This is a genomic window from Streptomyces diastatochromogenes, from assembly GCF_002242805.1.
GTDB classification, from domain to species: domain Bacteria; phylum Actinomycetota; class Actinomycetes; order Streptomycetales; family Streptomycetaceae; genus Streptomyces; species Streptomyces diastatochromogenes.
Map to the genome: position 1 here is coordinate 50,826 of NZ_MCGQ01000016.1, position 21,448 is coordinate 72,273.

General features: G+C 71.3%; 18 protein-coding genes. 9 read left to right on the forward strand and 9 right to left on the reverse strand.

Annotated features, from left to right (window positions below):
* The first annotated feature begins 98 nt into the window (after positions 1 to 98).
* Complete coding sequence (dusB, locus tag BEK98_RS19720; protein WP_094217906.1) at positions 99 to 1,265, forward strand: tRNA dihydrouridine synthase DusB; 1,167 nt, start codon at positions 99 to 101, stop codon at positions 1,263 to 1,265.
* Between the two features lie 18 nt (positions 1,266 to 1,283).
* Here the strand turns inward: dusB and BEK98_RS19725 are convergent, their stop codons facing one another.
* The 3 genes from BEK98_RS19725 to BEK98_RS19740 form a co-directional block, all read right to left on the reverse strand.
* Positions 1,284 to 2,894, reverse strand: a complete 1,611-nt coding sequence (locus tag BEK98_RS19725) for a sulfatase-like hydrolase/transferase (RefSeq protein ID WP_094217907.1) — start codon at positions 2,892 to 2,894, stop codon at positions 1,284 to 1,286.
* Between the two features lie 683 nt (positions 2,895 to 3,577).
* Complete coding sequence (locus BEK98_RS19735; protein ID WP_094217909.1) at positions 3,578 to 5,515, reverse strand: amylo-alpha-1,6-glucosidase; 1,938 nt, start codon at positions 5,513 to 5,515, stop codon at positions 3,578 to 3,580.
* A complete protein-coding gene (locus tag BEK98_RS19740) occupies positions 5,512 to 7,008 on the reverse strand; it encodes an MGH1-like glycoside hydrolase domain-containing protein (RefSeq protein ID WP_094217910.1) in 1,497 nt (498 codons plus the stop codon). The genes BEK98_RS19735 and BEK98_RS19740 overlap by 4 nt, the downstream gene beginning before the upstream one ends.
* Positions 7,009 to 7,128: 120 nt before the next feature.
* Here BEK98_RS19740 and BEK98_RS19745 point away from each other — a divergent pair, with 120 nt between their 5' ends.
* Together BEK98_RS19745 and ppdK are read left to right on the forward strand one after the other, a co-directional pair.
* Complete coding sequence (locus BEK98_RS19745; protein ID WP_208643159.1) at positions 7,129 to 8,349, forward strand: ROK family transcriptional regulator; 1,221 nt, start codon at positions 7,129 to 7,131, stop codon at positions 8,347 to 8,349.
* Positions 8,350 to 8,808: 459 nt separating this feature from the next.
* The gene (ppdK, locus tag BEK98_RS19750) at positions 8,809 to 11,529 is read left to right on the forward strand and encodes a pyruvate, phosphate dikinase (RefSeq protein WP_094217912.1); all 2,721 of its coding nucleotides are present in this window, start codon (positions 8,809 to 8,811) and stop codon (positions 11,527 to 11,529) included.
* Positions 11,530 to 11,684: 155 nt separating this feature from the next.
* On the opposite strand, the gene BEK98_RS19755 is transcribed toward ppdK, so the two are convergent.
* On the reverse strand, positions 11,685 to 12,644 hold the full coding sequence (locus tag BEK98_RS19755) for an NAD(P)H-dependent flavin oxidoreductase (RefSeq protein ID WP_094217913.1): 960 nt from the start codon (positions 12,642 to 12,644) through the stop codon (positions 11,685 to 11,687).
* A 104-nt stretch (positions 12,645 to 12,748) separates the two neighbouring features.
* Here BEK98_RS19755 and BEK98_RS19760 point away from each other — a divergent pair, with 104 nt between their 5' ends.
* Positions 12,749 to 13,213, forward strand: a complete 465-nt coding sequence (locus BEK98_RS19760) for a DUF7878 domain-containing protein (protein WP_244201904.1) — start codon at positions 12,749 to 12,751, stop codon at positions 13,211 to 13,213.
* A gap of 73 nt (positions 13,214 to 13,286) precedes the next feature.
* Here BEK98_RS19760 and BEK98_RS19765 read toward each other — a convergent pair whose 3' ends face one another.
* Both BEK98_RS19765 and BEK98_RS19770 read right to left on the reverse strand, forming a co-directional pair.
* The gene (locus tag BEK98_RS19765) at positions 13,287 to 13,820 is read right to left on the reverse strand and encodes a DUF4232 domain-containing protein (RefSeq protein WP_094217914.1); all 534 of its coding nucleotides are present in this window, start codon (positions 13,818 to 13,820) and stop codon (positions 13,287 to 13,289) included.
* Between the two features lie 128 nt (positions 13,821 to 13,948).
* Positions 13,949 to 14,416 carry a hypothetical protein gene (locus BEK98_RS19770; protein ID WP_094217915.1) on the reverse strand — a complete coding sequence of 156 codons (468 nt, stop codon included), beginning with the start codon at positions 14,414 to 14,416 and terminating at the stop codon, positions 13,949 to 13,951.
* A 210-nt stretch (positions 14,417 to 14,626) separates the two neighbouring features.
* Between BEK98_RS19770 and BEK98_RS19775 the strand changes: the two genes are divergently transcribed.
* From BEK98_RS19775 to BEK98_RS49060, 5 genes are all read left to right on the forward strand, one after another.
* Positions 14,627 to 15,550 (forward strand): oxidoreductase, encoded by a 924-nt coding sequence (locus tag BEK98_RS19775; protein WP_094217916.1) that lies wholly within the window; start codon positions 14,627 to 14,629, stop codon positions 15,548 to 15,550.
* Positions 15,551 to 15,636: 86 nt separating this feature from the next.
* Complete coding sequence (locus BEK98_RS19780) at positions 15,637 to 16,884, forward strand: ABC transporter substrate-binding protein (RefSeq protein ID WP_208643160.1); 1,248 nt, start codon at positions 15,637 to 15,639, stop codon at positions 16,882 to 16,884.
* On the forward strand, positions 16,881 to 17,783 hold the full coding sequence (locus BEK98_RS19785) for a carbohydrate ABC transporter permease (protein ID WP_094217917.1): 903 nt from the start codon (positions 16,881 to 16,883) through the stop codon (positions 17,781 to 17,783). Before BEK98_RS19780 ends, BEK98_RS19785 begins: the two co-directional genes overlap by 4 nt.
* The gene (locus BEK98_RS19790; protein WP_094217918.1) at positions 17,776 to 18,609 is read left to right on the forward strand and encodes a carbohydrate ABC transporter permease; all 834 of its coding nucleotides are present in this window, start codon (positions 17,776 to 17,778) and stop codon (positions 18,607 to 18,609) included. Before BEK98_RS19785 ends, BEK98_RS19790 begins: the two co-directional genes overlap by 8 nt.
* A gap of 142 nt (positions 18,610 to 18,751) precedes the next feature.
* Positions 18,752 to 18,916: a hypothetical protein gene (locus tag BEK98_RS49060; RefSeq protein WP_167444211.1), complete on the forward strand. Its 165-nt coding sequence runs from the start codon at positions 18,752 to 18,754 to the stop codon at positions 18,914 to 18,916.
* Between the two features lie 10 nt (positions 18,917 to 18,926).
* On the opposite strand, the gene BEK98_RS19795 is transcribed toward BEK98_RS49060, so the two are convergent.
* The 3 genes from BEK98_RS19795 to BEK98_RS19805 form a co-directional block, all read right to left on the reverse strand.
* Positions 18,927 to 19,694 (reverse strand): SDR family NAD(P)-dependent oxidoreductase, encoded by a 768-nt coding sequence (locus BEK98_RS19795; protein WP_094217919.1) that lies wholly within the window; start codon positions 19,692 to 19,694, stop codon positions 18,927 to 18,929.
* Positions 19,695 to 19,767: 73 nt separating this feature from the next.
* On the reverse strand, positions 19,768 to 20,352 hold the full coding sequence (locus tag BEK98_RS19800) for a TetR/AcrR family transcriptional regulator (RefSeq protein ID WP_094217920.1): 585 nt from the start codon (positions 20,350 to 20,352) through the stop codon (positions 19,768 to 19,770).
* Complete coding sequence (locus tag BEK98_RS19805) at positions 20,262 to 21,392, reverse strand: Vgb family protein (RefSeq protein WP_208643161.1); 1,131 nt, start codon at positions 21,390 to 21,392, stop codon at positions 20,262 to 20,264. Before BEK98_RS19805 ends, BEK98_RS19800 begins: the two co-directional genes overlap by 91 nt.
* Positions 21,393 to 21,448 lie beyond the last annotated feature (56 nt).

Here is a 21,448-nt window from a genome sequence, read left to right on the forward strand (position 1 = left end):
CATCGTAGCCGATTTCGATAGTGTTGCTAACTAATGAGCCCGTGCCGAAGGCACTGATGGATGCGTCATGATCACTGCCGATACGCGACAATGGGGCAATGCCCATGCCCGAGTCCCCCTTGCAGATCGGCCCGCACACCGTGCAGCCGCCCGTCGTGCTCGCACCCATGGCGGGGATCACCAACGCGCCCTTCCGCACCCTGTGCAGGGAGTTCAGCGGCGGCAAGGGGCTGTTCGTCAGCGAGATGATCACGACCCGGGCGCTGGTCGAGCGCAACGAGAAGACCATGCAGCTGATCCACTTCGACGCGACCGAGAAGCCGCGCTCGATCCAGTTGTACGGCGTCGACCCGGCGACCGTCGGCAAGGCCGTCCGCATGATCGCGGAGGAGGACCTCGCCGACCACATCGACCTGAACTTCGGCTGCCCGGTCCCGAAGGTGACGAGGAAGGGCGGCGGGTCCGCCCTCCCCTACAAGCGGAACCTGCTGCGCGCGATCCTGCGCGAGGCGGTCTCCGGCGCCGGTGACATCCCGGTCACGATGAAGATGCGCAAGGGCATCGACGACGACCACATCACCTACCTCGACGCCGGCCGCATCGCCGTCGAGGAGGGCGTCACGGCGATCGCGCTGCACGGCCGCACGGCTGCCCAGCACTACGGCGGCACGGCCGACTGGGACGCCATAGCCCGCCTGAAGGAGCACGTCCCGGAGCTCCCGGTGCTCGGCAACGGCGACATCTGGTCGGCCGAGGACGCGCTGCGGATGGTGCGGGAGACCGGCTGCGACGGGGTGGTCGTCGGACGCGGGTGCCTGGGACGGCCGTGGCTGTTCTCGGACCTGGTGGCGGCGTTCGAGGGGCGGACGGAAGCCCGTGCCGGAGGCACTGATGGACACAGTGCGCGTCCCGCTCTGCGTGAGGTGGCCGACGTCATGGTCCGCCACGCCACCCTCCTCGGCGAGTGGATCGGTGACGAGTCCCGGGGTGTCATCGACTTCCGCAAGCACGTGGCCTGGTACCTGAAGGGCTTCGCGGTCGGCTCCGAGATGCGCAAGCGGCTCGCGATCACGTCCTCGCTGGAGGAGCTGCGGGCGGGACTGGACGAGCTGGACCTCGACCAGCCCTGGCCGACCGGCGCGGACGGGCCTCGCGGCCGTACGTCCGGCAACAACCGGGTGGTGCTGCCGGACGGCTGGCTGAAGGACCCGTACGACTGCGCGGGCGTCAGCGAGGACGCGGAACTGGACACGTCCGGAGGCTGACCGCTCCGAGGACTGGTCTCACCCCTTCTTCGGGTGCGGAGTCGAGCCGTACGCCGTCAGGAACTTGTCGCGGAACGCGCTCATCTTCCAGACCGGCGCGTCGTGCGCGGGGCGCAGGCCGTCGGTCCAGCCCCAGTCGGTGATCTTGTCCAGGACCTTCGGGTCCTTGGCGACGATCGAGATCGGTACGTCACGGCTGGCGTGGTTGCCGCTGACGCGGGCGATCGGCTGGTGGTCGCCGAGGAAGACGAGGACGGTGTCGTCGGTGCCGTAGCGCTCCAGCCACTCGGTCAGCGCGGTCACCGAGTACTGGATCGACTTGCCGTACTCCTCGCGGGACTTGGTGGTGTCGGCGATGACGTCGGCCGGCTTGTTGCCCGCCGCCTGGATGCCCTTGAAGATCGAGCCGTCGCCCAGCTGGTCCCAGCCGACCATCTTCGGGATCGGCGCCCAGGGCTGGTGGCTGGAGGTCAGGATGAGTTCCGACATCATCGGCTTGTCGTGCTTCCTGCCGTGCACCCGCTGCTGGAACTGCTCCAGCGCGTACTGGTCCGGCATGGTCGACCAGCTGAACTTCGGTCCCTTGTAGCCGAGTTCGAAGGCGTTGTAGACCTTGTCGAGGCCGTAGAAGCTCTGCTCCGGCCAGGCCTTCTGCACGCCCGGCATGACGCCGACCGTGTCCCACGCGCCGGTCTTCTTGAAGGCCTTGGTGAGGCTGAGGTGGTCGCTCGCCATGACCGTGCGGTAGCGCTGCTGGTTGTTGATCCACAGCCCCGACAGGGTGGTGGAGTGGCCGAGCCAGCTGCTGCCGCCGTAGGTCGCCGAGGTCAGCCAGCCGCTCTTGGCGTGGTAGCCGGCCTTGGCGAGCGCCTTGGTGCGCGCGTCCAGGGTGCTGTCGACGCCGGGCGCCATGATCGGGTCCTCGATGGCGCTGCGGCCGTAGCTCTCGATGAACGTGAAGATCATGTCCTTGCCGCGCAGGTCGGGCACGAGCTGGGCGGCGGGGGTGTTGCCGAAGGCGTCCACCTTGGCCACCTTCTGGAACTCCGCCTCGTCCCTGAGGGTGTCCGCCACCCGGCGGGCCTGGATCTTCACGGCGGTGGCGGTGCGGTCCGAGGCGAGCGGCACGCCGGAGATCTGCAGGCCGAGGGAGGAGCAGGTGATCCAGACGACGCCCGCGATCAGCGTGCCGCGGGTCGCGGTGCCGGTGTGCCGGGCGAGGAGGTTGCTCAGCCGGACCGTGGACAGCGCCAGCAGCACGAACAGCAGCAGGACGACGGCGATGACCCCGCCGGCGGCGGCGAGGGTGGCCGCGCGGCCCAGCGAGTCCTCCAGGTACGACTCCGCGTCGCCGAGCAGGCTCCAGTCGAGGACGAGATTGAAGCTGCGGCCGAGGTACTGGTTGAACCCCATGTCGAGCAGGTTCAGCACGGTCATCGCGCCCAGTGCGACCCCGGACACGGCGGCCAGCACGATCCGGGGCCGACGCGGCAGAGCGAGCATCAGCGCCGCGCCGATGACCGCCTCGCCGGGTATCCGCAGAAACTTCTCGGGCCCGAGCCGGACGACGCTGTTGGGCATCACGAGCGCGGCGACGACGAGAACGGCGGCGAGCACGTTGACACTCACGGAGAGGGTCCGCGCGGCGGTCGGGTGCGCTTCCCGCCAGCGCCGCGTCCGGGCGGACCAGGCGGACCAGGTGCGGCGGGTGGGGCGGGGGGTGGCTATTTCAGCGGCTTGTTCAGCGGCTTTTTCGGCGGGTTCCTCGGGCGCCTTCTCGGGGGTCTCCGCAGTGGGTTCCTCGGCTGGTTCCTTGAGGGTTTCCGCGGCGGTTTCCTCGGGCGTCTCCGGGGCGGGTTCCTTGAGGCTTTGCGCAGCGGCTTCCTCGGCAGGTTCCTTGAGGCTTTCCGCGGCGGGCTTCTCGACAGATTCCTCAGCCGCTTCCTCGGCTATGGAGTCCGCGACCCCGGCCGCCGACGCGGCCTCTTCAGGGCTGACTTCCGTGGCCTCCGTGGAGCCGGCGGCCTCCGCCGCCGGCGTTCGTTCCTCGTCCCGTTCGTCGAGGACAGCCTCGGCTCCCCCGGCCGTACCCGATGACTGGCGCGTGCTCGTGTGCTGAGGCAACCCGGAGGTCCTTCCGTGCGAGACCCGTGGCGGAGTCGGCGGGCCACGCTGGGGAGGCTGGGCAGGGCCGGAGAAACCCCGGCCCGCCTGGCCCGCCGTCATCCGGTACGGCTCGCCCGAGTCCGCTGTTCACGGCGCTCGGCAAACACCGGGCAAACGCCTGGTCAAAGTCGGCCTGGCGCCCCCGACTAGGCGCCTCCTACTGCGGTCAGCAGCGCGAGCGGAGCCGCTGCCGAGCGGGACTCGCGGATGCAGGCGTGCGGGTACGGGACCGGCTCGGGGTGGGTGTCGCGGCCGTAGCCCGCCAGCACCTCGGGCAGCCGGTGCCCGGCGGCCGTCGCCGCGTCGACCAGGGCGTGCGCCACCGTGCGGGCCTCGTCGTGCAGGCCGTAGCGGGCCAGGCCCAGCGTGATCAGCGCGTTGTCGTGCGGCCAGACCGAGCCCCGGTGGTAGGAGAGCGGGTGGTACGCCGACTGGCCGGAGGCGAGGGTGCGGACGCCCCAGCCGGAGAAGAAGTCCGCCTCCAGCAGCCGCCGGCCGACGACTTCGCCGTACTCCTTGTCCAGCAGCCCCGACCACAGCAGATGCCCCGCGTCGGACGCCAGCGCGTCGACCTGGCGGCCCTCGCCGTCCAGCGCGAGCGCCGGGAAGGACCGCTCCCGCATCCAGAAGTCCCGCTGGAAGCGGTCCCGCAGGTCGGCCGCCGCTTGTTCCAGCAGCGAGGCGTACGTCTCGTCGGCCCACACCGTGCGCGCCACCCACGCCGTGCGGCGCAGCGCGTCGTACGCGTAGCCCTGGGCGCCCGCCGCCATCACCGCGCCGGTGGGCCGGGTGCCGTCGGACCAGCAGATCGCGCCGGGGGAGTCCTTCCAGTTCTGGTTGGCGAGGCCGCCCTCGTCGGCGCGGTAGACGAGGTAGCCGCGCGAGGTCAGCCCGCCGTGGTCCAGCATCCAGCCGATCGCCGCGCGGGCGTGCGGTTCGAGGCGGCGGGCGAGGACGGCGTCCCCGGTCTGTTCGACGTACGCCCCGAGCAGGATCAGGAACAGCGGGGTCGCGTCGACCGAGCCGTAGTACCGCCCGAACGGCACCTGCCCGAAGTGCGCCAGCTCGCCGTGCCGCACCTCGTGCACGATCTTGCCGGGCTGGGCGACCCTGGACGCCCCGGTCCCGGTCGCCTGGGTGGCGGCCAGCGCGGGGAGCGTGGCCGCGGCCAGCTGCGGGCGGTACGGCAGGGTGAACAGGGCGGTGAGCAGGGCGTCCCGGCCGAGCAGGGTGAGGAACCAGGGGGCGCCCGCCGCCGGGACGCGCAACTCCTCGCCGTCCGGTCCGGTCGCCGGGACCTGCAGCGCGGCCAGGTCGGACAGTCCGCGGGCGCAGGCCGCCGCCAGCTCCGGCCAGCCGGTCGGGAAGGCCACGCCCTCCACGAACCGCTCCTCCAGTGCGAGGACGTGTTCGTTGACCGAGGCGGGGGAGCGCGGCACACGCAGGGCGCGCTTGTCGCCGTGCGGGCGGGCCATCACGCGCAGCACCAGCTCGGCCGTGCCGTGGGGTTCCAGGTCCAGGGTCCACACCAGCCGGCGGGCGCCCGTGCCGGTCTCCTCGACGGCGTCGGGGGCGGGGTCGGCCGTGATGGTCGTACAGGACCGCCATTCGGCCCGCCGGTAGGTGAACTCGATGCCGTCGTCCAGGACCTGGCGGGAGCGTACGGCGCCGGCCTTGACGTAGGTGCGGTGGTCGGAGCGCAGCTCGAACTGGTCGGTGAAGTCGGCGTCGGCCGTGATGGCGAGCCGGACGGTGGTGGGTGTGGGGCGGTTGCTGGTCACCCGCAGGGACTCGACGAACGAGCTGTCGCCGACGGCCTGTTCACGGAACAGGGTGTGCGCGGGCGGCTCCTGCCGGCCGCCGCGCGGCACCAGCACACAGCGGGTCGCGTCGCCGTCCGCGACCGGGGTGAGCACCTCGGGCACCGCGCCGTCGACGGTGAGCTGCCAGCGGCTGAGGTGCCGGGCGTCCCGTACGAATAACCCGTCCGGGGAGCCGCCGCCGCGCACCCCGCTGATGTCGCCCCGGTCGCTCACGGCGGCGAACGTCGCCCCGTGCACGAGCAGATGATGCCGGTCCGTCATGCCCGGTCCCCTCCCTTGTCACTCCTGTCGAACGTGCCGGGGCCCGTGGGGGACACGCTGGGTCCCACGGGCTGGTGGAGCAGATCGAGCGCGAGTGCGGCGGTCCAGCCGAAGCCGGTCGCGCCGCATGCCTCGCCGGTGTACGGGTCGACGTACTCGGCGAAGTCGGTGGCGTCGGCGGTGTGCAGGATCGCCCTGCGCAGGGCGTCGGCCCGGCCGCGCTCGCCGTGCAGCCGCAGGCCTCGCTCCAGCAGCCAGCTCGTGTTGAACCAGGCCGGGCCCCGCCAGTACCGGTGCGGGTCGAAGGCCTCGCCGAGCAGGTCGTAGCTCGGTACGAGGCGGGTCGTGCCGCCGAGGCCGAAGTGTGGTCCGCTCGTCGTCCGCACCAGGGTGGCGGCAATGTCGCGCGGCAGCGTGGGCAGGAGCAGCGGGATCAGCCCGGAGACGCTGCGCTCGGGGATCAGCTCGCCGCGCGGTCGGCCGCCCGGGGCCGTGCCCGGCTGCCCACCCTCCTCGCCCGGGCTTCCGGCCCGTACACCGCTCACGTCCCGGCAGAAAAACATCCCCTCCGCCGGGTCCCACAGCCGCTCGGTCAGTGCCGCCGTCAGCCGCTCCGCGCGCGCGTGCCGAGCGGTTCCGGCCGCGCCCAGCTCCTCCGCGATCCGCGCCAGCGCGTGCTCGGAGGCGATCAGCAGGGCGTTGAACGCCGGGTCCTCGACGGCGAACTCCCCGTCTCCATCGGCGTATTCACGGTCCCGGTAGTCCGTGGCCAGCCGCACGTACCGCCCGTAGTCCAGATCGGTCGGCCGGTCCTCGGCGGCGCCGTGGTCGAGGTCGGCGCGGCGGAAGGAGCGGGCCGGGGCCGGGGTGATGCGGGAGAGCGGGGCGTCCCAGCAGGGGCTGTTGTCCATACCCTGTTCCCAGGGGTGCACGACGGACACCAGCCCGCCTCCGCCCAGGTCGCGCCGGTGCAGCAGATACCGGTGCCAGGCGGCCAGCCGCGGATACACCCCCGCGAGGAAGCCGCGGGCCCGCGACAGACCGGGGTCGGCGCAGTGCACCAGCCAGGCCGCCAGCGCGTGCACCGGTGGCTGCACGATGCCCGACGTCTGTACGGTGCGCGGGGCGCCCGCAGCGCGCCCCGCGGTCGAGGACCGCCAGAAGTCGGGGCTCGGGAAGTAGGCGTCGAGCGGTACGGAGGGGTTGAAGACGATGTGCGGGACGCGCCCGTCGCCCCACTGGGCCGCCAGCAACGTCTCCAGCTCGGTCTGCGCGCGCAGTGGCGAGAGGTGCCTCAGGCCGATCGCGATGAACGCCGAGTCCCACGACCACTGGTGCGGATACAGGCTCCGGGAGGGCACGGTCGAGGCCCCCGTCCAGTTCGCCTCCAGCACCCGGGCCGCCCTGACGTGCAGGGACGTGTCCGGGGCCGGCGGATCGTATGCGATCTCGCGCTCCGTGACACGGGCAGTGAGCTGGGCAGTGCGATCCACTCGGGGCTCCCCGAAGACGTCCGGCCGACCTGGTTTGGTTGTGGCTACCGTAGGGTTACGTCTATTTAACACGCAAAACTCAATATGTAATGCAAACTTGAGAAACACAAGGGGGTGCGCATGACCGGACGGCCCGGCAGGACCGGCAAGGGCAGCAGTCAGGCCAGCGCCGGAGATCTGCTCGAACTCGTGCGCAGCGGGCGAGCCGTGACCCGCGGCGCGCTCCAGCAGGCCACCGGGCTCTCCCGCGCCACCGTCGGCCAGCGCCTCGACCGGCTGTTCCGGGCCGGCTGGCTGCGCGAGGGCGCCGGCGGCCCGGTCGACTCACCGCTCGGCGGACGCCCCTCCATCACCCTGGAGTTCGACGACTCCCACGCGATCGTGCTCGCCGCCGACCTCGACACCCGGCACGCCCGGGCGGCCGTCCTCACCCTGACCGGCGAGATCCTCGCCGAACACTCCGGCACCCTGGTCGTCGAGGACGGACCCGAGGTCGTCCTCGGCGAACTCGGCCGCTGGTTCGCCGAGTTGCTGACCAAGGCGGGGCACCTGGCGGAGGAGGTGTGCGGCATCGGGCTCGCGGTGCCCGGACCGGTGGACAGCGAGACCGGCCGGGTGGTGCAGCCGCCGATCATGCCGGGCTGGGACGGCTACGACATACGAGGCCGCCTCTCCCGCGCCTTCACCGAGCACACCGGCGCGCCCGCGGTGGCGGTCCTGGTGGACAACGACGCCAACCTCATGGCCTACGGCGAACAGCGCACCGGACACCCCGACTGTTCGGCGTTCGTGCTGGTCAAGGTGTCCACGGGTATCGGTGCCGGGGTCGTGGTCGACGGCTCGATCTTCCGGGGCGTCGACGGCGGCGCGGGCGACATCGGGCACATCCGGGTGGGCGCCGAGGCGCTGTGCCGGTGCGGGTCGTACGGCTGTCTCGCCGCCGTCGCCAGCGGCGGTGCCGTGGCCCGGCGGCTGGCGGAGTCCGGGGTGCCGGCCGCGTCCGGCTCGGACGTACGGGACCTGCTGGCCTCCGGGCACCCGGAGGCGGCCGCGCTGGCCCGGGAGGCCGGGCGCAGGGTCGGGGACGTGCTGGCGACGGTGGTGACCCTGCTCAATCCGGGCGTTCTGATGATCGCCGGGGATCTGGCCGGAACCCCCTTCCTCACCGGCGTCCGCGAACTGCTCTACCAGCGGGCGCTGCCCCGCTCCACGGCCCACCTGGACGTCGTGACGTCCCGGCTGGGTGAGCGGGCCGGGCTGCTGGGGGCCGGGGCGCTGGTCGTGGAGCATCTGTACGCGCCGGAGCGGGTGGAGGAGCGGCTCGGCGCGCTGGGCGTGTGACGCGCGGCCGGGCGGCGTATGACGTGCCGCTGGGCGTGTGACGTGTGCGTTTCCATCTGTTTGCGGTCCCAGGAACCCGTCCGCATGGTGAAATCCGGCCGCCTGTGGCAGCGTGATTATCGCCACCCTTGATAAGGGTTGCGCTCAGATGAGCGGATCATGGGCGACTGCACTTCTCCAAGGGGTGGCACTCGGTGCCACCCCTTGATCGTTCATCGATCGAAATCAGATGTGCTGGGGATCCGCTCATCTGAGCGGAAAACCGCCCCTGTGGGCACTGTTGCCTTCAAGAAGTGAAAACATCCACGCCGCTCTGCTTGTCAAGCTTTGACTTTCGATCCGCTGGCGGACGACTGGTTACAGGCCCATGACGCGCAAGTGGACGTACCCAGACGCCTTCGATCTGGGTATGTTCCTCGCCGTCAGGGCAGCCACCGCGGCCTCAAGGAGTCGAGACCCGTGTCGGAAAACAAAGAACCCCACGTAGCGAAGTTCGTTTACGACTTCACCGAGGGCAACAAGGACCTCAAGGATCTCCTCGGCGGCAAGGGTGCCAACCTCGCCGAGATGACCAACCTGGGCCTCCCGGTCCCTCCCGGGTTCACCATCACCACCGAGGCCTGCAAGGTCTACCTGGAGAGCGGTACGGAGCCCGCGGCACTCCGTGACGAGGTGAGTGCGCACCTCGACGCCCTCGAGCAGCGGATGGGCAAGAAGCTCGGCCAGGCCGACAACCCCCTCCTCGTGTCGGTCCGCTCCGGTGCCAAGTTCTCCATGCCCGGCATGATGGACACCGTCCTGAACATCGGCCTCTCCGACAAGTCGGTGCAGGGCCTGGCCAAGCAGGCCGGCGACGACCGGTTCGCGTGGGACTCCTACCGCCGCCTCATCCAGATGTTCGGCAAGACCGTCCTCGGCGTCGACGGCGAGCTGTTCGAGGAGGCCCTCGACGCGGCCAAGGACGCCAAGAAGGTCACGGTCGACACGGACCTCGAAGCGGCCGACCTGAAGAAGCTGGTCACCAAGTTCAAGAAGATCGTCAAGACCGAGGCCGGCCGGGACTTCCCGCAGGACCCGCGCGAGCAGATGGACCTCGCCATCAAGGCGGTCTTCGACTCCTGGAACACCGACCGCGCCAAGCTGTACCGCCGCCAGGAGCGCATCCCCGGCGACCTGGGCACGGCCGTCAACGTCTGCTCGATGGTCTTCGGCAACCTCGGCCCCGACTCCGGCACGGGCGTCGCGTTCACCCGTGACCCCGCCTCCGGCCACCAGGGCGTCTACGGCGACTACCTGCAGAACGCCCAGGGCGAGGACGTGGTCGCGGGCATCCGCAACACCGTCCCGCTCGCGGAGCTGGAGCAGATCGACAAGAAGTCGTACGACCAGCTCATGCAGATCATGGAGACCCTGGAGAACCACTACAAGGATCTCTGCGACATCGAGTTCACCATCGAGCGCGGCCAGCTCTGGATGCTCCAGACCCGGGTCGGCAAGCGCACGGCGGGCGCGGCCTTCCGCATCGCCACCCAGCTCGTCGACCAGGGCCTGATCGACGAGACCGAGGCGCTCCAGCGCGTCACCGGCGCCCAGCTGGCGCAGCTGATGTTCCCGCGCTTCGACGAGCACGCCAAGGCCGAGCAGGTCGGCCGGGGCATCGCGGCCTCGCCGGGCGCCGCGGTCGGCAAGGCGGTCTTCGACTCGTACACCGCCGTGAAGTGGTCCCGCTCGGGCGAGAAGGTCATCCTGGTCCGCCGGGAGACCAACCCCGACGACCTCGACGGCATGATCGCGGCCGAGGGCATCCTGACCTCCCGCGGCGGCAAGACCTCCCACGCGGCCGTCGTCGCGCGCGGCATGGGCAAGACCTGTGTGTGTGGCGCCGAGGAGCTCGAGGTCGACACCAAGCGCCGCCGCATGACGGTCCCCGGCGGCCACGTGGTGGAGGAAGGCGACCTGATCTCCATCGACGGGTCGAGCGGCAAGGTGTACCTCGGCGAGGTCCCGGTGGTCCCGTCCCCCGTGGTGGAGTACTTCGAGGGCCGGATGCACCCGGGTGCCGACGAGGCCGACGAACTGGTCGAGGCCGTGCACCGCATGATGGCCTTCGCCGACCGCAAGCGCCGCCTGCGGGTGCGCGCCAACGCGGACAACGCCGAGGACGCGCTGCGCGCCCGTCGCTTCGGCGCGCAGGGCATCGGCCTGTGCCGCACGGAGCACATGTTCCTCGGTGAGCGCCGCGAGATGGTCGAGAGGCTGATCCTCGCGGACACCGAGGAGGTGCGCGAGGCCGCCCTGCGGGAGCTGCTGCCCCTGCAGAAGAAGGACTTCGTCGAGCTGTTCGAGGCGATGGACGGCCTCCCGGTGACGATCCGTCTCCTGGACCCGCCGCTGCACGAGTTCCTGCCCGACATCACCGAGCTGTCGGTCCGCGTGGCCCTGGCCGAGTCCCGCCAGGAGCCGCACGAGAACGACCTGCGCCTGCTCCAGGCGGTCCACCGCCTGCACGAGCAGAACCCGATGCTGGGCCTGCGCGGCGTCCGCCTCGGCCTGGTCATCCCCGGCCTGTTCACCATGCAGGTCCGCGCCATCGCCGAGGCCGCGGCCGAGCGCAAGAACGGCAAGGCCGACCCGCGCGCCGAGATCATGATCCCGCTCGTCGGCACGGTCCAGGAGCTGGAGATCGTCCGCGAGGAGGCCGACCAGGTCATCGCGGAGGTCGAGGCGGCGACGGGTACGAAGCTGAAGCTGGCGATCGGCACGATGATCGAGCTGCCGCGAGCGGCCCTCACGGCCGGCCAGATCGCGGAGGCGGCGGAGTTCTTCTCCTTCGGCACGAACGACCTGACCCAGACGGTGTGGGGCTTCAGCCGCGACGACGTCGAGGCCTCCTTCTTCACGGCCTACCTGGAGAAGGGCATCTTCGGAGTCTCCCCCTTCGAGACGATCGACAAGGACGGCGTGGGCTCCCTGGTGAAGGCGGCCGCCCAGGCCGGCCGGGCCACCCGCCCCGACCTCAAGCTCGGCGTCTGCGGTGAGCACGGCGGCGACCCCGAGTCGGTCCACTTCTTCCACGAGGCCGGCCTGGACTACGTCTCCTGCTCCCCGTTCCGCATCCCGGTCGCCCGCCTCGAGGCAGGCCGCGCGGCCACCCAGTCGGAGGGCAGCGACCACCGCTGATCTCCGCCGGAGGCCTGGCCTCCCCCGACCCCGGAGCCGTCGTCGGTCCCCGACCCTCAGACCGATCGACGACGGCTCCGGCGCACGAAAGAGAAGGGGCGCCACCCTGTGCGGGGGTGGCGCCCCTTCGGCGTTCCGTTCCGGTCAGTCCCCGGTCAGTCCCTCCCCGCCCGGGCCAGGGCATCGTCGGCCTGAGCGGCCAGGGCGGTGACGAGGTCGGCCGCGGGGGGCAGGTCGGTGACGAGGTCGACGGCCTCGCCCGCCCACACCGGGAGCGCAGGGATGTCGCCGCGGGCCACGTCCGCCTGATAGGCCAGCCGAGCCTCGGGGTTCGCCGCGAGTTCGGCCTCCCGGTCCCGCCACTGGTCGAGGTAGGGATGGCCGAGGGTGCGAGCCGTGTACTTGGACGGCCAGCGGGCCCCTCGGGCGATGTCGAGGACACGGTTGCGCTCGGTGTCCTGCCCGCGCCCCTCGACGATCGCCTTGGCGACCGAGGGGTCGACCAGGGACTCGGCCGTGGCCTGGAAGCGGGTGCCGATGAGCGCGCCGGCGGCGCCGAGAGCCAGGGCGGCGGCCACGCCACGGCCGTCGGCGATCCCACCGGCCGCCAGCACCGGCACCGGTGCCACCAGATCCACCACGACCGGCACGAACGGCAGCGTGGATCGCCCGAGCCGGGCACCGTGCCCCCCGCTCTCCGTGCCCTGCGCCACGATGACGTCGGCGCCCAGGTCCACCGCCTGCCGGGCTTCCTCCAGATCGGTGACCTGGATGATCAGCGCCGCACCGGCCGCGCGGACACGTTCGGTGAACGGACTCGGATCCCCGAAGGACAGCATCACCGCCCCGGGGTCGTGCTCCAGCGCATGGTCCACCGCACCGACATCGATCGCCCAGCTCAGGAACCCCACACCCCACGGCTGCCCGGAATCCGCCACGATCGGCAGCTCGCGCGCCAGCCAGTCCCGGTCCCCGTACGCGCCACCCAGCAGTCCGAGCCCGCCCCCACGGGAGACGGCCGCCGCCAGCGCACCCCCGGCCGATCCGCCCATCGGTGCCAACGCGATCGGATGCCGCACACCGAACAACTTCGTGAACGCCGTCGACAATGCCATGACCGCCATCATCCCCTGGGCGGCCCGTGCAGGGAGCCGCTTGTTATGGTTTGCGGCTCGGAAGGCCCGCACGTCAGCGGCCCTTGGGCTCTGGGGAGGGCCGGATGACGGTGAAGTTCGCGTACGAGAACGTCGGGGCGCCGGACCTGGAGCGGCGCGGCCTGCGTCCCGAGACCGCGCCCACGGCCGTGCTGCTCGTGGACATCGAATCCGACCTGATCATCCGGGACGGGGACCGTGTGGTGATGGCGGAGGGGCTGTTCCCGGTGGCCGAGCTGGCGCGAGCGCTGGTGGGTTGGCTGGGGCGGCCGGCCGGTGCGCGTGGTGATTTCGAGTTCGACTCGATGTCCTACGCGGATGTGGGTGAGGTGCGGATCTCGCGGATCCCGCGGATCTCGGGATCTTCCGAAAGATGGCGGGTCGGCTCCGTCTCCGAGCCGGACTCGTGGACCTCAGCGGTCGGCTGGGAGGTGCTCGTCGCGGAGATCGAACGGTTCGTGAGCGCCGTACGCGAGGACGTGGTGGCGCTGGGCGCCGACCCTGGCCTGATCCCCGATCTGCCGGTCTGATCCCCGATCTGTCGGACAGGGCTCGTCGGGGCGGCGGCACCCGCGCGGGGACACCGCCGCCCCGACGGCACTGTCAGAGCGTGCCTTCGTTGTTGACCGGGCCGACCTGGAAGACGCCGGAGCAGATGGTCCAGCGAGCCGGGACGAGGGCCGCGGTGTGCGAGGCCGGTGGATAGATCCTCAGGTAGGAGCCGGTGCGGAGGCAGGGGCCGCCGATGGGGCCGTTGGTGGTGCGGATGACCGCGAAGGTGGAGCGGGCGGGGGCGAGCGTCACCGTCGAGTAGGACTCACTTGTGCGGGTGGCGGCCGCTCCGATCTGGTGATGGGCGGTGTCCAGGACGCTGACGCCCGGGTAGCCGCGCAGGGCGCACTTGGTGGTGCTGGTGTTGGTGAATCGGATGGTCCAGTAGAGCGATCCGGCCGCGCCTTCCTTACGGCCCATGGAGAGGTAGAGATCACTCACGGCACAGGTACGGGCCCCGGCCGACGCCTGCGCCGCCGTCGAGGTCACGCCCCATGCGGCTCCGCCGGCCGTGAGCCCGGCGAGCGCGGCGGTCAGCAGGGCGACCGTGCCGCGGCGGGAGAAGTGGTGAGAGTGCAGAGACATGGCGCATCCGCCTCCATCGGGCGAATGGGTGGATGTAGGTCATTGTGTTGGATGCGCCCTCGCCGGAAAAAGTTGTGCAGTTCGCCGGGAAAAGTCCCGCCCGGCCACGGGTGCCTCCCGGCCGGGGCTCACCACCCCTCGACACCCTTCGCGAGCCGCCGATGCCACCAAGGCGCTGCCGGCCCGGCCAGCGGGTCGGGAAGCGTGAGGCGCAGGTAGCGGCGGTCCAGCGGCGTCACCGCGCGCCGCAGCTCGGCCCGTGCCCGGGGAGGGAGCAGGGGCAGGATGTCGGCCAGGGCGTCCCGGGCCTGGCGTACGTCGTCGAGGGCGCAGCCCGGGCAGCTGGGGCAGTAGGACTCGCGGGGGTAGCGGGGGCGGTTTCCCGGAGGGTGGAGAAACGCGCGGTAGCGCCGCAGGGCGGTCTCGGTCGCGCCGCGCGAGAACCAGAAGCCGGGGGAGAGGCGCTCCGCGCGGTGGATGGCGAGGCTGGTACGGGCGGACAGGCCGGGTATGCGGGCCGGAGGCGGCTCTTTCCAGAAGCGGGGGCCGGGGGCGGGTCGTGCGCCGCGCAGGGCGCCGGGCCGGTTACGCGGCATCGGCCTTTCGGGGTGTGGTCATGAACTCCATGGTGCCTTACGGGACTTCGTGACGTCGCTGCGGGCTGCCCCGAGCCCGGACAGTGATCCGCGCCAAGGGATCGGGCACGGCGTCACGGGAAACAGGGCCCCCACGCCTACCCTGGACCCGTCAGCCCAGGGCCGGCCCCCGGTCCGCCCGTCCCGTCGAGCACCGCGAGGAGGAGCCCCATGGGCTGGACCGCGCAGGACATCCCCGACCAGACCGGCCGCGTGGCCGTCGTCACCGGTGCCAACAGCGGGCTCGGGTACGTGACCGCGCGGGAGCTGGCCCGCAAAGGGGCCCGTGTGGTGCTCGCGTGTCGGAGTGAGGGGCGGGGGCGTGTTGCCCGGGAGCGGCTCGTGGTGGAGGTGCCGGGGGCCGAGGTCGAGGTGGAGCGGCTGGACCTCGGGGATCTGGCGTCCGTGCGGGACTTCGCGGAGCGGGTGCCGTACGAGCGGATCGATCTGCTCGTCAACAACGCGGGCGTCATGGCGCCGCCGTACGGGACGACGGCCGACGGGTTCGAGACGCAGTTCGGGGTCAATCATCTCGGCCACTTCGCGCTCACCGGGCTGCTGCTGCCCGCCCTGCTGGCCACCCCGGGCGCGCGCGTCGTGACCGTGTCCAGCATGATGCACGCCCTCGCCAACATCGACCTCCACGACCTCAACAGCGGGCGAAAGTACCGGCGTTGGACCGCCTACGCCCGGTCCAAGACCGCCAATCTGCTCTTCACCCATGAGCTGGCGCGGAGGCTGGCCGCGCACGACACCGGCCTCGTCGCGGCCGCCGCCCACCCGGGCTATGCCGCCACCAACCTCCAGACGGCTGGGCCGCGGGCCGAGGGGCGCAGGGGAGCCGAGCGGGCCATGGAGATCGGCAACCGGGTCTTCGCCCAGCCGGCGGAGGCGGGCGCGCTGCCCACGCTGTACGCGGCGACCGCGGACGAGGTCCGGCCGGACTCCTTCTTCGGGCCCTCGTTCGCGATGTGGCGGGGTGCGCCGGCGCCCTCCTGGCGGGCGCCGTGGACGCTCAATGACCAGGCGGCCGACAGGCTTTGGGATGCCTCGGTGCGGCTCACGGGCGTGGACTTCGGCGCCCTCAAGGTGTGACACGCCGCCGCAACACCCCCTTCGTAATCCCGGCGCATGGTTGATCGTTGGGCCGTGCATCGATGACGAACGTCAGGGGGCACATGATGAGGGGCATCAGTCGCAGGGCGCTGCTGGCGGCGGGCGTGGGTGGCGGACTGGTCACGGCGTGCGGTTCCAACACCGGACGCGGGGGCGGCTCGGGGCCGGCGCTGTCGCAGTGGTACCACCAGTACGGCGAGGCCGGCACCCAGCAGGCCGTGCAGCGGTACGCCGCCGCGTACCGGAAGGCCGACGTCGGGGTGCAGTGGCGGCCGGGCGACTACGACCAGCAGACCGCCGCCGCCCTGCTCACCGACTCCGGGCCGGACGTCTTCGAGGGCAGTCCCACGCTCGACCAGATCCAGGGCGGTCAGGTCGTCGACCTCACCGATCTCCTCGACGGGGTCAGGGACGACTTCAACCCGGCCGTCCTCACGCCGAAGACGTACGAGGGGAAGATCTGGGGCATCCCCCAGGTCATCGACATGCAGCTGCTCTACTACCGCAAGAGCCTCCTCGCGGACGCGGGAGTCGAGCCGCCCACCACCCTGGACGCCCTCATCGACGCCGCCGGGAAACTCACCAGCGGCAAGGTCAAGGGGCTCTTCCTCGGCAACGACGGGGGAGCGGGGGTGCTCGGCGGAACTCCCTTGTACGCGGCCGGACTTCGACTGGTGACCGACGACGGCAAGGTCGGCTTCGACGACCCCTCCGCCGCCCGCACCCTCGGCAAACTGCACCGGCTCCACGCCGACAGGTCCCTCCTCCTCGGCGCACCCGCCGACTGGTCCGATCCGTCCGCCTTCCTCCAGGGGCTGACCGCCATGCAGTGGTCCGGGCTGTGGGCGCTGCCCCAGGTCCAGAAGGAACTCGGCGACGACTTCGGGGTGCTTCCCTTCCCGAAGGACGGCGCCCACGGCCGACCCTCCGTTCCCGTCGGCGCGTACGGCGCCGCCGTCAGCGCGCGCAGCAGGCACAAGGAGGCCGCCAAGGCGTACGTGAAGTGGCTGTGGGTCGAACGCACCGACTACCAGGAGGACTTCGCTCTCTCCTACGGCTTCCACATCCCCGCCCGGATCTCCCTCGCCAAGAAGGCCACCGAGTTGAGGTCGGGCGCGGCCGCCGACGCCGTCCGGTTCACCACCGAGTACGGCTATGCCCAGCCCCTGCTGTGGACCCCGGCGGGCCAGACCGCCTACCAGGACGCGCTAAGCCGGATCATCAAGGACGGTGCGAGTCCGGAGAGCGAACTGCGTGCGGTCGTACGGAAGGTGTCGGCCGAGCTGGACCGGGTGAAGAAGAAGTCGTCGTGAGGCGCAACCGGGCGCTCTGGTTCTGGGTCTTCGTCGGGCCCTTCGCCCTCGGCCTCGCCCTGTTCACGTACGTCCCGCTGCTGTGGAGCGTGGCGCTCAGCTTCTTCGACGCGCACAACACCGTCACGCCCACGCGCTTCGTCGGCCTGGACAACTACACGGCGATGCTGCGGGACGACGCGTTCGTCGACAGCCTGCGGACCTTCCTGGTCTTCACCGCGTTCATCGTGCCCGTCACGTACGTGTTCTCCCTCTCCCTCGCCCTGATGGTCAACCGCGTCGGGCGCGTCCGGGCCTTCTTCCGGTCCGTGTTCTTCCTGCCGGCCGCGTGCAGTTACGTCGTCGCGGCCCTCGTCTGGAAGATGTCGCTCTTCAGCGGGGTGCGGTTCGGGCTGGTGAACACGGTGCTGGGGTGGTTCGGCGGTGATCCGGTCGCCTGGCTGTCCACCACGGAGCCGCCCTGGTACTGGCTGGTCATCGTCACCGTACGGCTGTGGTTGCAGACCGGGTTCTACATGATCCTGTTCCTCGCCGGGCTGCAGCGGATCGACCCGGCGCTGTACGAGGCGGCCGCCGTGGACGGGGCCCGGCCCGGCTGGACCGTGCTGCGGCACATCACCCTGCCCCAGCTGCGGGCCACCTCGGTCGCGGTGGTGCTGTTGCTCGTCGTCAACGCCTTCCAGGCCTTCGACGAGTTCTACAACCTGCTGTCCGACGCCAGGGGGTACCCGCCGTACGCCCGGCCACCGCTCGTCTACCTCTACTACACCGCCCTCGGGCAGGGGCAGAACCTGGGGCTCGGCAGCGCGGGGGCGGTGATCCTGGCGCTGGTCGTCGCCGTCGTCACGGTGGGACAGGCGCGGTGGCTGAGGCTGGGGAGGACGGACGCCGATGGATGACGCCCTGGTGCGGGCCGGGCGGGCGCTGCGGCTGGTGCTGCTGATCGCGCTCGCCCTGCTCTTCCTGATCCCCTTCTACCTGCTGGTCCGCAACGGCCTGTCGAGCGAGCAGGACATCACCTCGCCCGAATGGACCTTCGTGCCGGGGGAGTTGAGGTGGGGGAACGTCCGGGAGCTGTTCGACGATCCTTCCGTCCCCTTCGCCCGCTCCCTCCTCAACAGCGCGCTGATCGCCGTCGCGACCACGCTCGGCACCCTCCTCCTCGCCTCCCTCGCGGGCTACGGCCTCGCCCGCATCCCCTACCGGCACGCGAACAAGGTCTTCTACGGCATCCTCGGCACCCTCCTGGTCCCGGCCGCCGTGACGTTCGTACCGAGCTTCGTGCTGGTGTCGTCGCTGGGCTGGATCTCCACGCTCCGGGGCCTGATCGTCCCGACCCTGTTCTCGGCCTTCGCCTGCTTCGTCTTCCGGCAGTACTTCCTGGGATTTCCCCGGGAGTTGGAGGACGCGGCACAGGTTGACGGGCTCGGGTACTGGCGCACCTACTGGCTGGTCGTCGTGCCGAACGCCCGGCCCGTGTTCGCCGCCGTCGGGACCATCGTGTTCCTCGGCGCGTGGAACTCCTTCCTGTGGCCGCTGGTCATCGGGCAGGACCAGAGCGCCTGGACGGTACAGGTGGCGCTGTCGTCCTTCACGACGTCCCAGGTGATCCGGCTGCACGAGCTGTTCGTGGCCGCCGCCGTGTCGATCCTGCCGTTGCTGCTGGTGTTCCTGTGCTTCCAGCGGTGGATCGTGGCGGGGGTGGAGCGGTCGGGGATCGACTAGGGCCCGTATGGTTCCCGGCATGCGGTGCTGGATATGCGGTTCGGACCGGCTGAGCCCGGTCGGGGAGCTGACCTCGGGTGAGCGATGGGGCGAACGCCTTCGGCTCAAGTTCCGCCGCCCGGGAATCCTGAAACCTCGGCCGGTGTTCGATGCCGGACTCGCGCGGGCCTGCCGGGACTGCGGAGCCCTGTTTCCGTTCCTCGACGAGTACGCCCGGCAGGAGCTGGACGCGATCGGCGACGATCTGACCGATGTCGAAGGCGCCCAGTCGCACCACTACGGGGTGTCGGACGGCTCCGGCCCGTGAACCCGCCCGCTCACAGCGAGCCGCCGCTGTCCACCACCAGGTCGGTGCCGACGAGCGAGGGCGCGTCGTCGGAGGCCAGGTAGAGGACGGCGGCGGCGACCTCCTCGGTGGTGGAGATCCGGCCGAGCGGGAGGGTGGCCTTCGCGCGTTCGGTGCGGCCGGCCTCCGTCTCGCCGGGGCGGAGCGACATCGAGGTGGCGGTGGCGCCCGGGCTGACCACGTTGATGCGGACGCCTTCGCCGATGTGGTCCAGGGCGGCGCCCCGGCTGAGGGCGGTCACGGCGGCCTTGGTCGCGGAGTAGGCGGCGGCTCCGGGGGAGGTGGCGTGCAGGCCGAACGTGGAGGACACGTTCACGATCGCGCCGCCCGACGGCTGGGTGCGCATCCGGCGGATCTGGGCCTGGAGGGCCAGGTGGACGCCGGTGACGTTGACGGCGAGCTGGGTGTGCCAGTCCTCCTCCGGCAGGTCGGCGAGAGGCTGCCCGCCCCGGAAGACGCCGGCGTTGTTGACGGCCACGTCCAGTGAGCCGAACTGCCCGACGGCGGCCCGGACCAGCGCCTCCGCGTCGTCGGCACGGGAGACGTCGGCGGTCACCGCGAGGGCCTTGCCGCCCCGCTCCTCGATCAGCCGGACGGTCTCGTCCAGGGGCTCCCGCCGGCGCCCGGCGACGACGACCTGAGCGCCCTCCGCGGCGAGCGCGAGGGCGACGGCCCGTCCGATGCCGGAGCCGGCGCCGGTGACGAGGGCGGTCCTGCCGGTGAAACGGGTGGTGGTCATGATCTCCCCTTATTCTTGACCGATCGGTTCAGTATGAGGCAAGCAAAGAGGCCCTCCGGTGGAGGGCGGTGTGTCAGTCGAGCAGGGTCAGTGCCTGCTCCGCCGCTTCCCGTACCCGGGCCGGGTCCGAGGACGCCTTGCCGACGACCCGCAGGCCCTGCATCAGCACCAGCAGCGTGCGGGCCAGGGCGAGCGGGTCGCGGTCGGACGGCAGCTCGCCCTGGGCCCGGGCGCGCACCAGCGTGGTGTGCAGGACCGTCTCCAGGTGGTCCCAGTTGCGCTCGACGCGCCGGGCGGCGGCGGGATCGTGCGGGGCCAGCTCGGCCGCAGTGTTGGTCACCAGGCAGCCGTTGAGGCGCAGTTCCCCGTGGGCGGACTCGTCCGCGTAGCGGCGTACGACCGCTCGTACGGCGGGCAGTGCGGGGCCCGGCTGGGACAGCTCGTGCACGATCCGTGCGAGTCCGGTCTGCTCGTACCGGTCGAACGCCTTCAGGTACAGCTCGTGCTTGTTGCCGAACGTCGCGTACAGGCTCGCCCTGCCGATGCCCAGGTGCTCGACCAGGTCGGTCATCGAGGTCGCCTCGTAGCCGCGCCGCCAGAACAGCTCCAGGGCTGACTGAAGTGCGGCGTCGGGGTCGAACTCCTTGGTCCTGGCCATGTGACGCAGCCTAGGGAGTTCTGGAACGATCGGTCAAGCAATTGTTGCGGTGGCGTCGCGACGTGACCCGGGGCCGGTTTCGTGGCGCGGCCGGGCAGAGCCTGGACGCGGCCGATGGCGTTGCCGATCAGTTCCGTGAACCACAGGTGCCGGTCGGGGCCGGCCGCGATCTGGAAGGGAACGTCGTCCGCGCCGCCCGGCACCGGGAACTCGGTGATCACGCCGGCCGGTGTCACCCGGCCGATGCGGCCGGACTGCTCGGCGAACCAGAGGCTGCCGTCGGGGCCGGGGGTGATGCCGTCCGGGCCGGCGTCGGCGGACGGCAGCGGGAACTTCGTGATGTGCCCCGCGTGGTCGATCCGCCCCACCGCGTTGGCGCCGGGCGCGGTGAACCACATGGCACCGGGGCCCGCGGTGATGTCGAAGGGGAAGTCGAAGTCTCCCAGGGGGAATTCGGTGACCCGGCCGTCCCTGCCGACGCGGCCGATCTTGCCGCTGATCGTCTCGGTGAACCACACGGTGCCGTCCGGCCCGGCGGCGATGCGGTAGGGGTCGCTGTCCGGCGTCGGGATCGGGTACTCGGTCACGGTGCCGTCGGATGCCCTCCGCCCGATCTTGTTGGTCCCGGTCTCGGTGAACCACAGCGCGCCGTCCGGGGCGCTGGTGATCCCGGTCGGGCCGCTGTTCGCGGTCGGCAACGGGAACTCGGTCACCTGGCCCTTCGTGGTGATCCGGCCGATCTTGTTGCCGAAGATCTCGGTGAACCACAGGGCGCCGTCGCGTCCCCGGGTGATGTCGAAGGGAAAACTGTCCGGGGTCGGGACCGCGTAGTCGCTGACGGTACCGCCGGTCGTGATGCGCCCGATCCTGGACACCCCCGACTCGGTGAACCACAGCGCCCCGTCCGGCCCCGCCGTGATGGCGGCGGGGAAGCTGTCGGCGATGGTGGTGATCGGGTACTCCGTCACGCCCCCCACGTCGGCCCGGGCGGGGGCGGCCACCGCTGTGGCGCCGATCAGACCGCCGACGAACGCCGTCATCAGTCGGGGCGTACGTCGTCGGGACCTCGGGCGGTCGGGCATGGGGGGCAACCCTT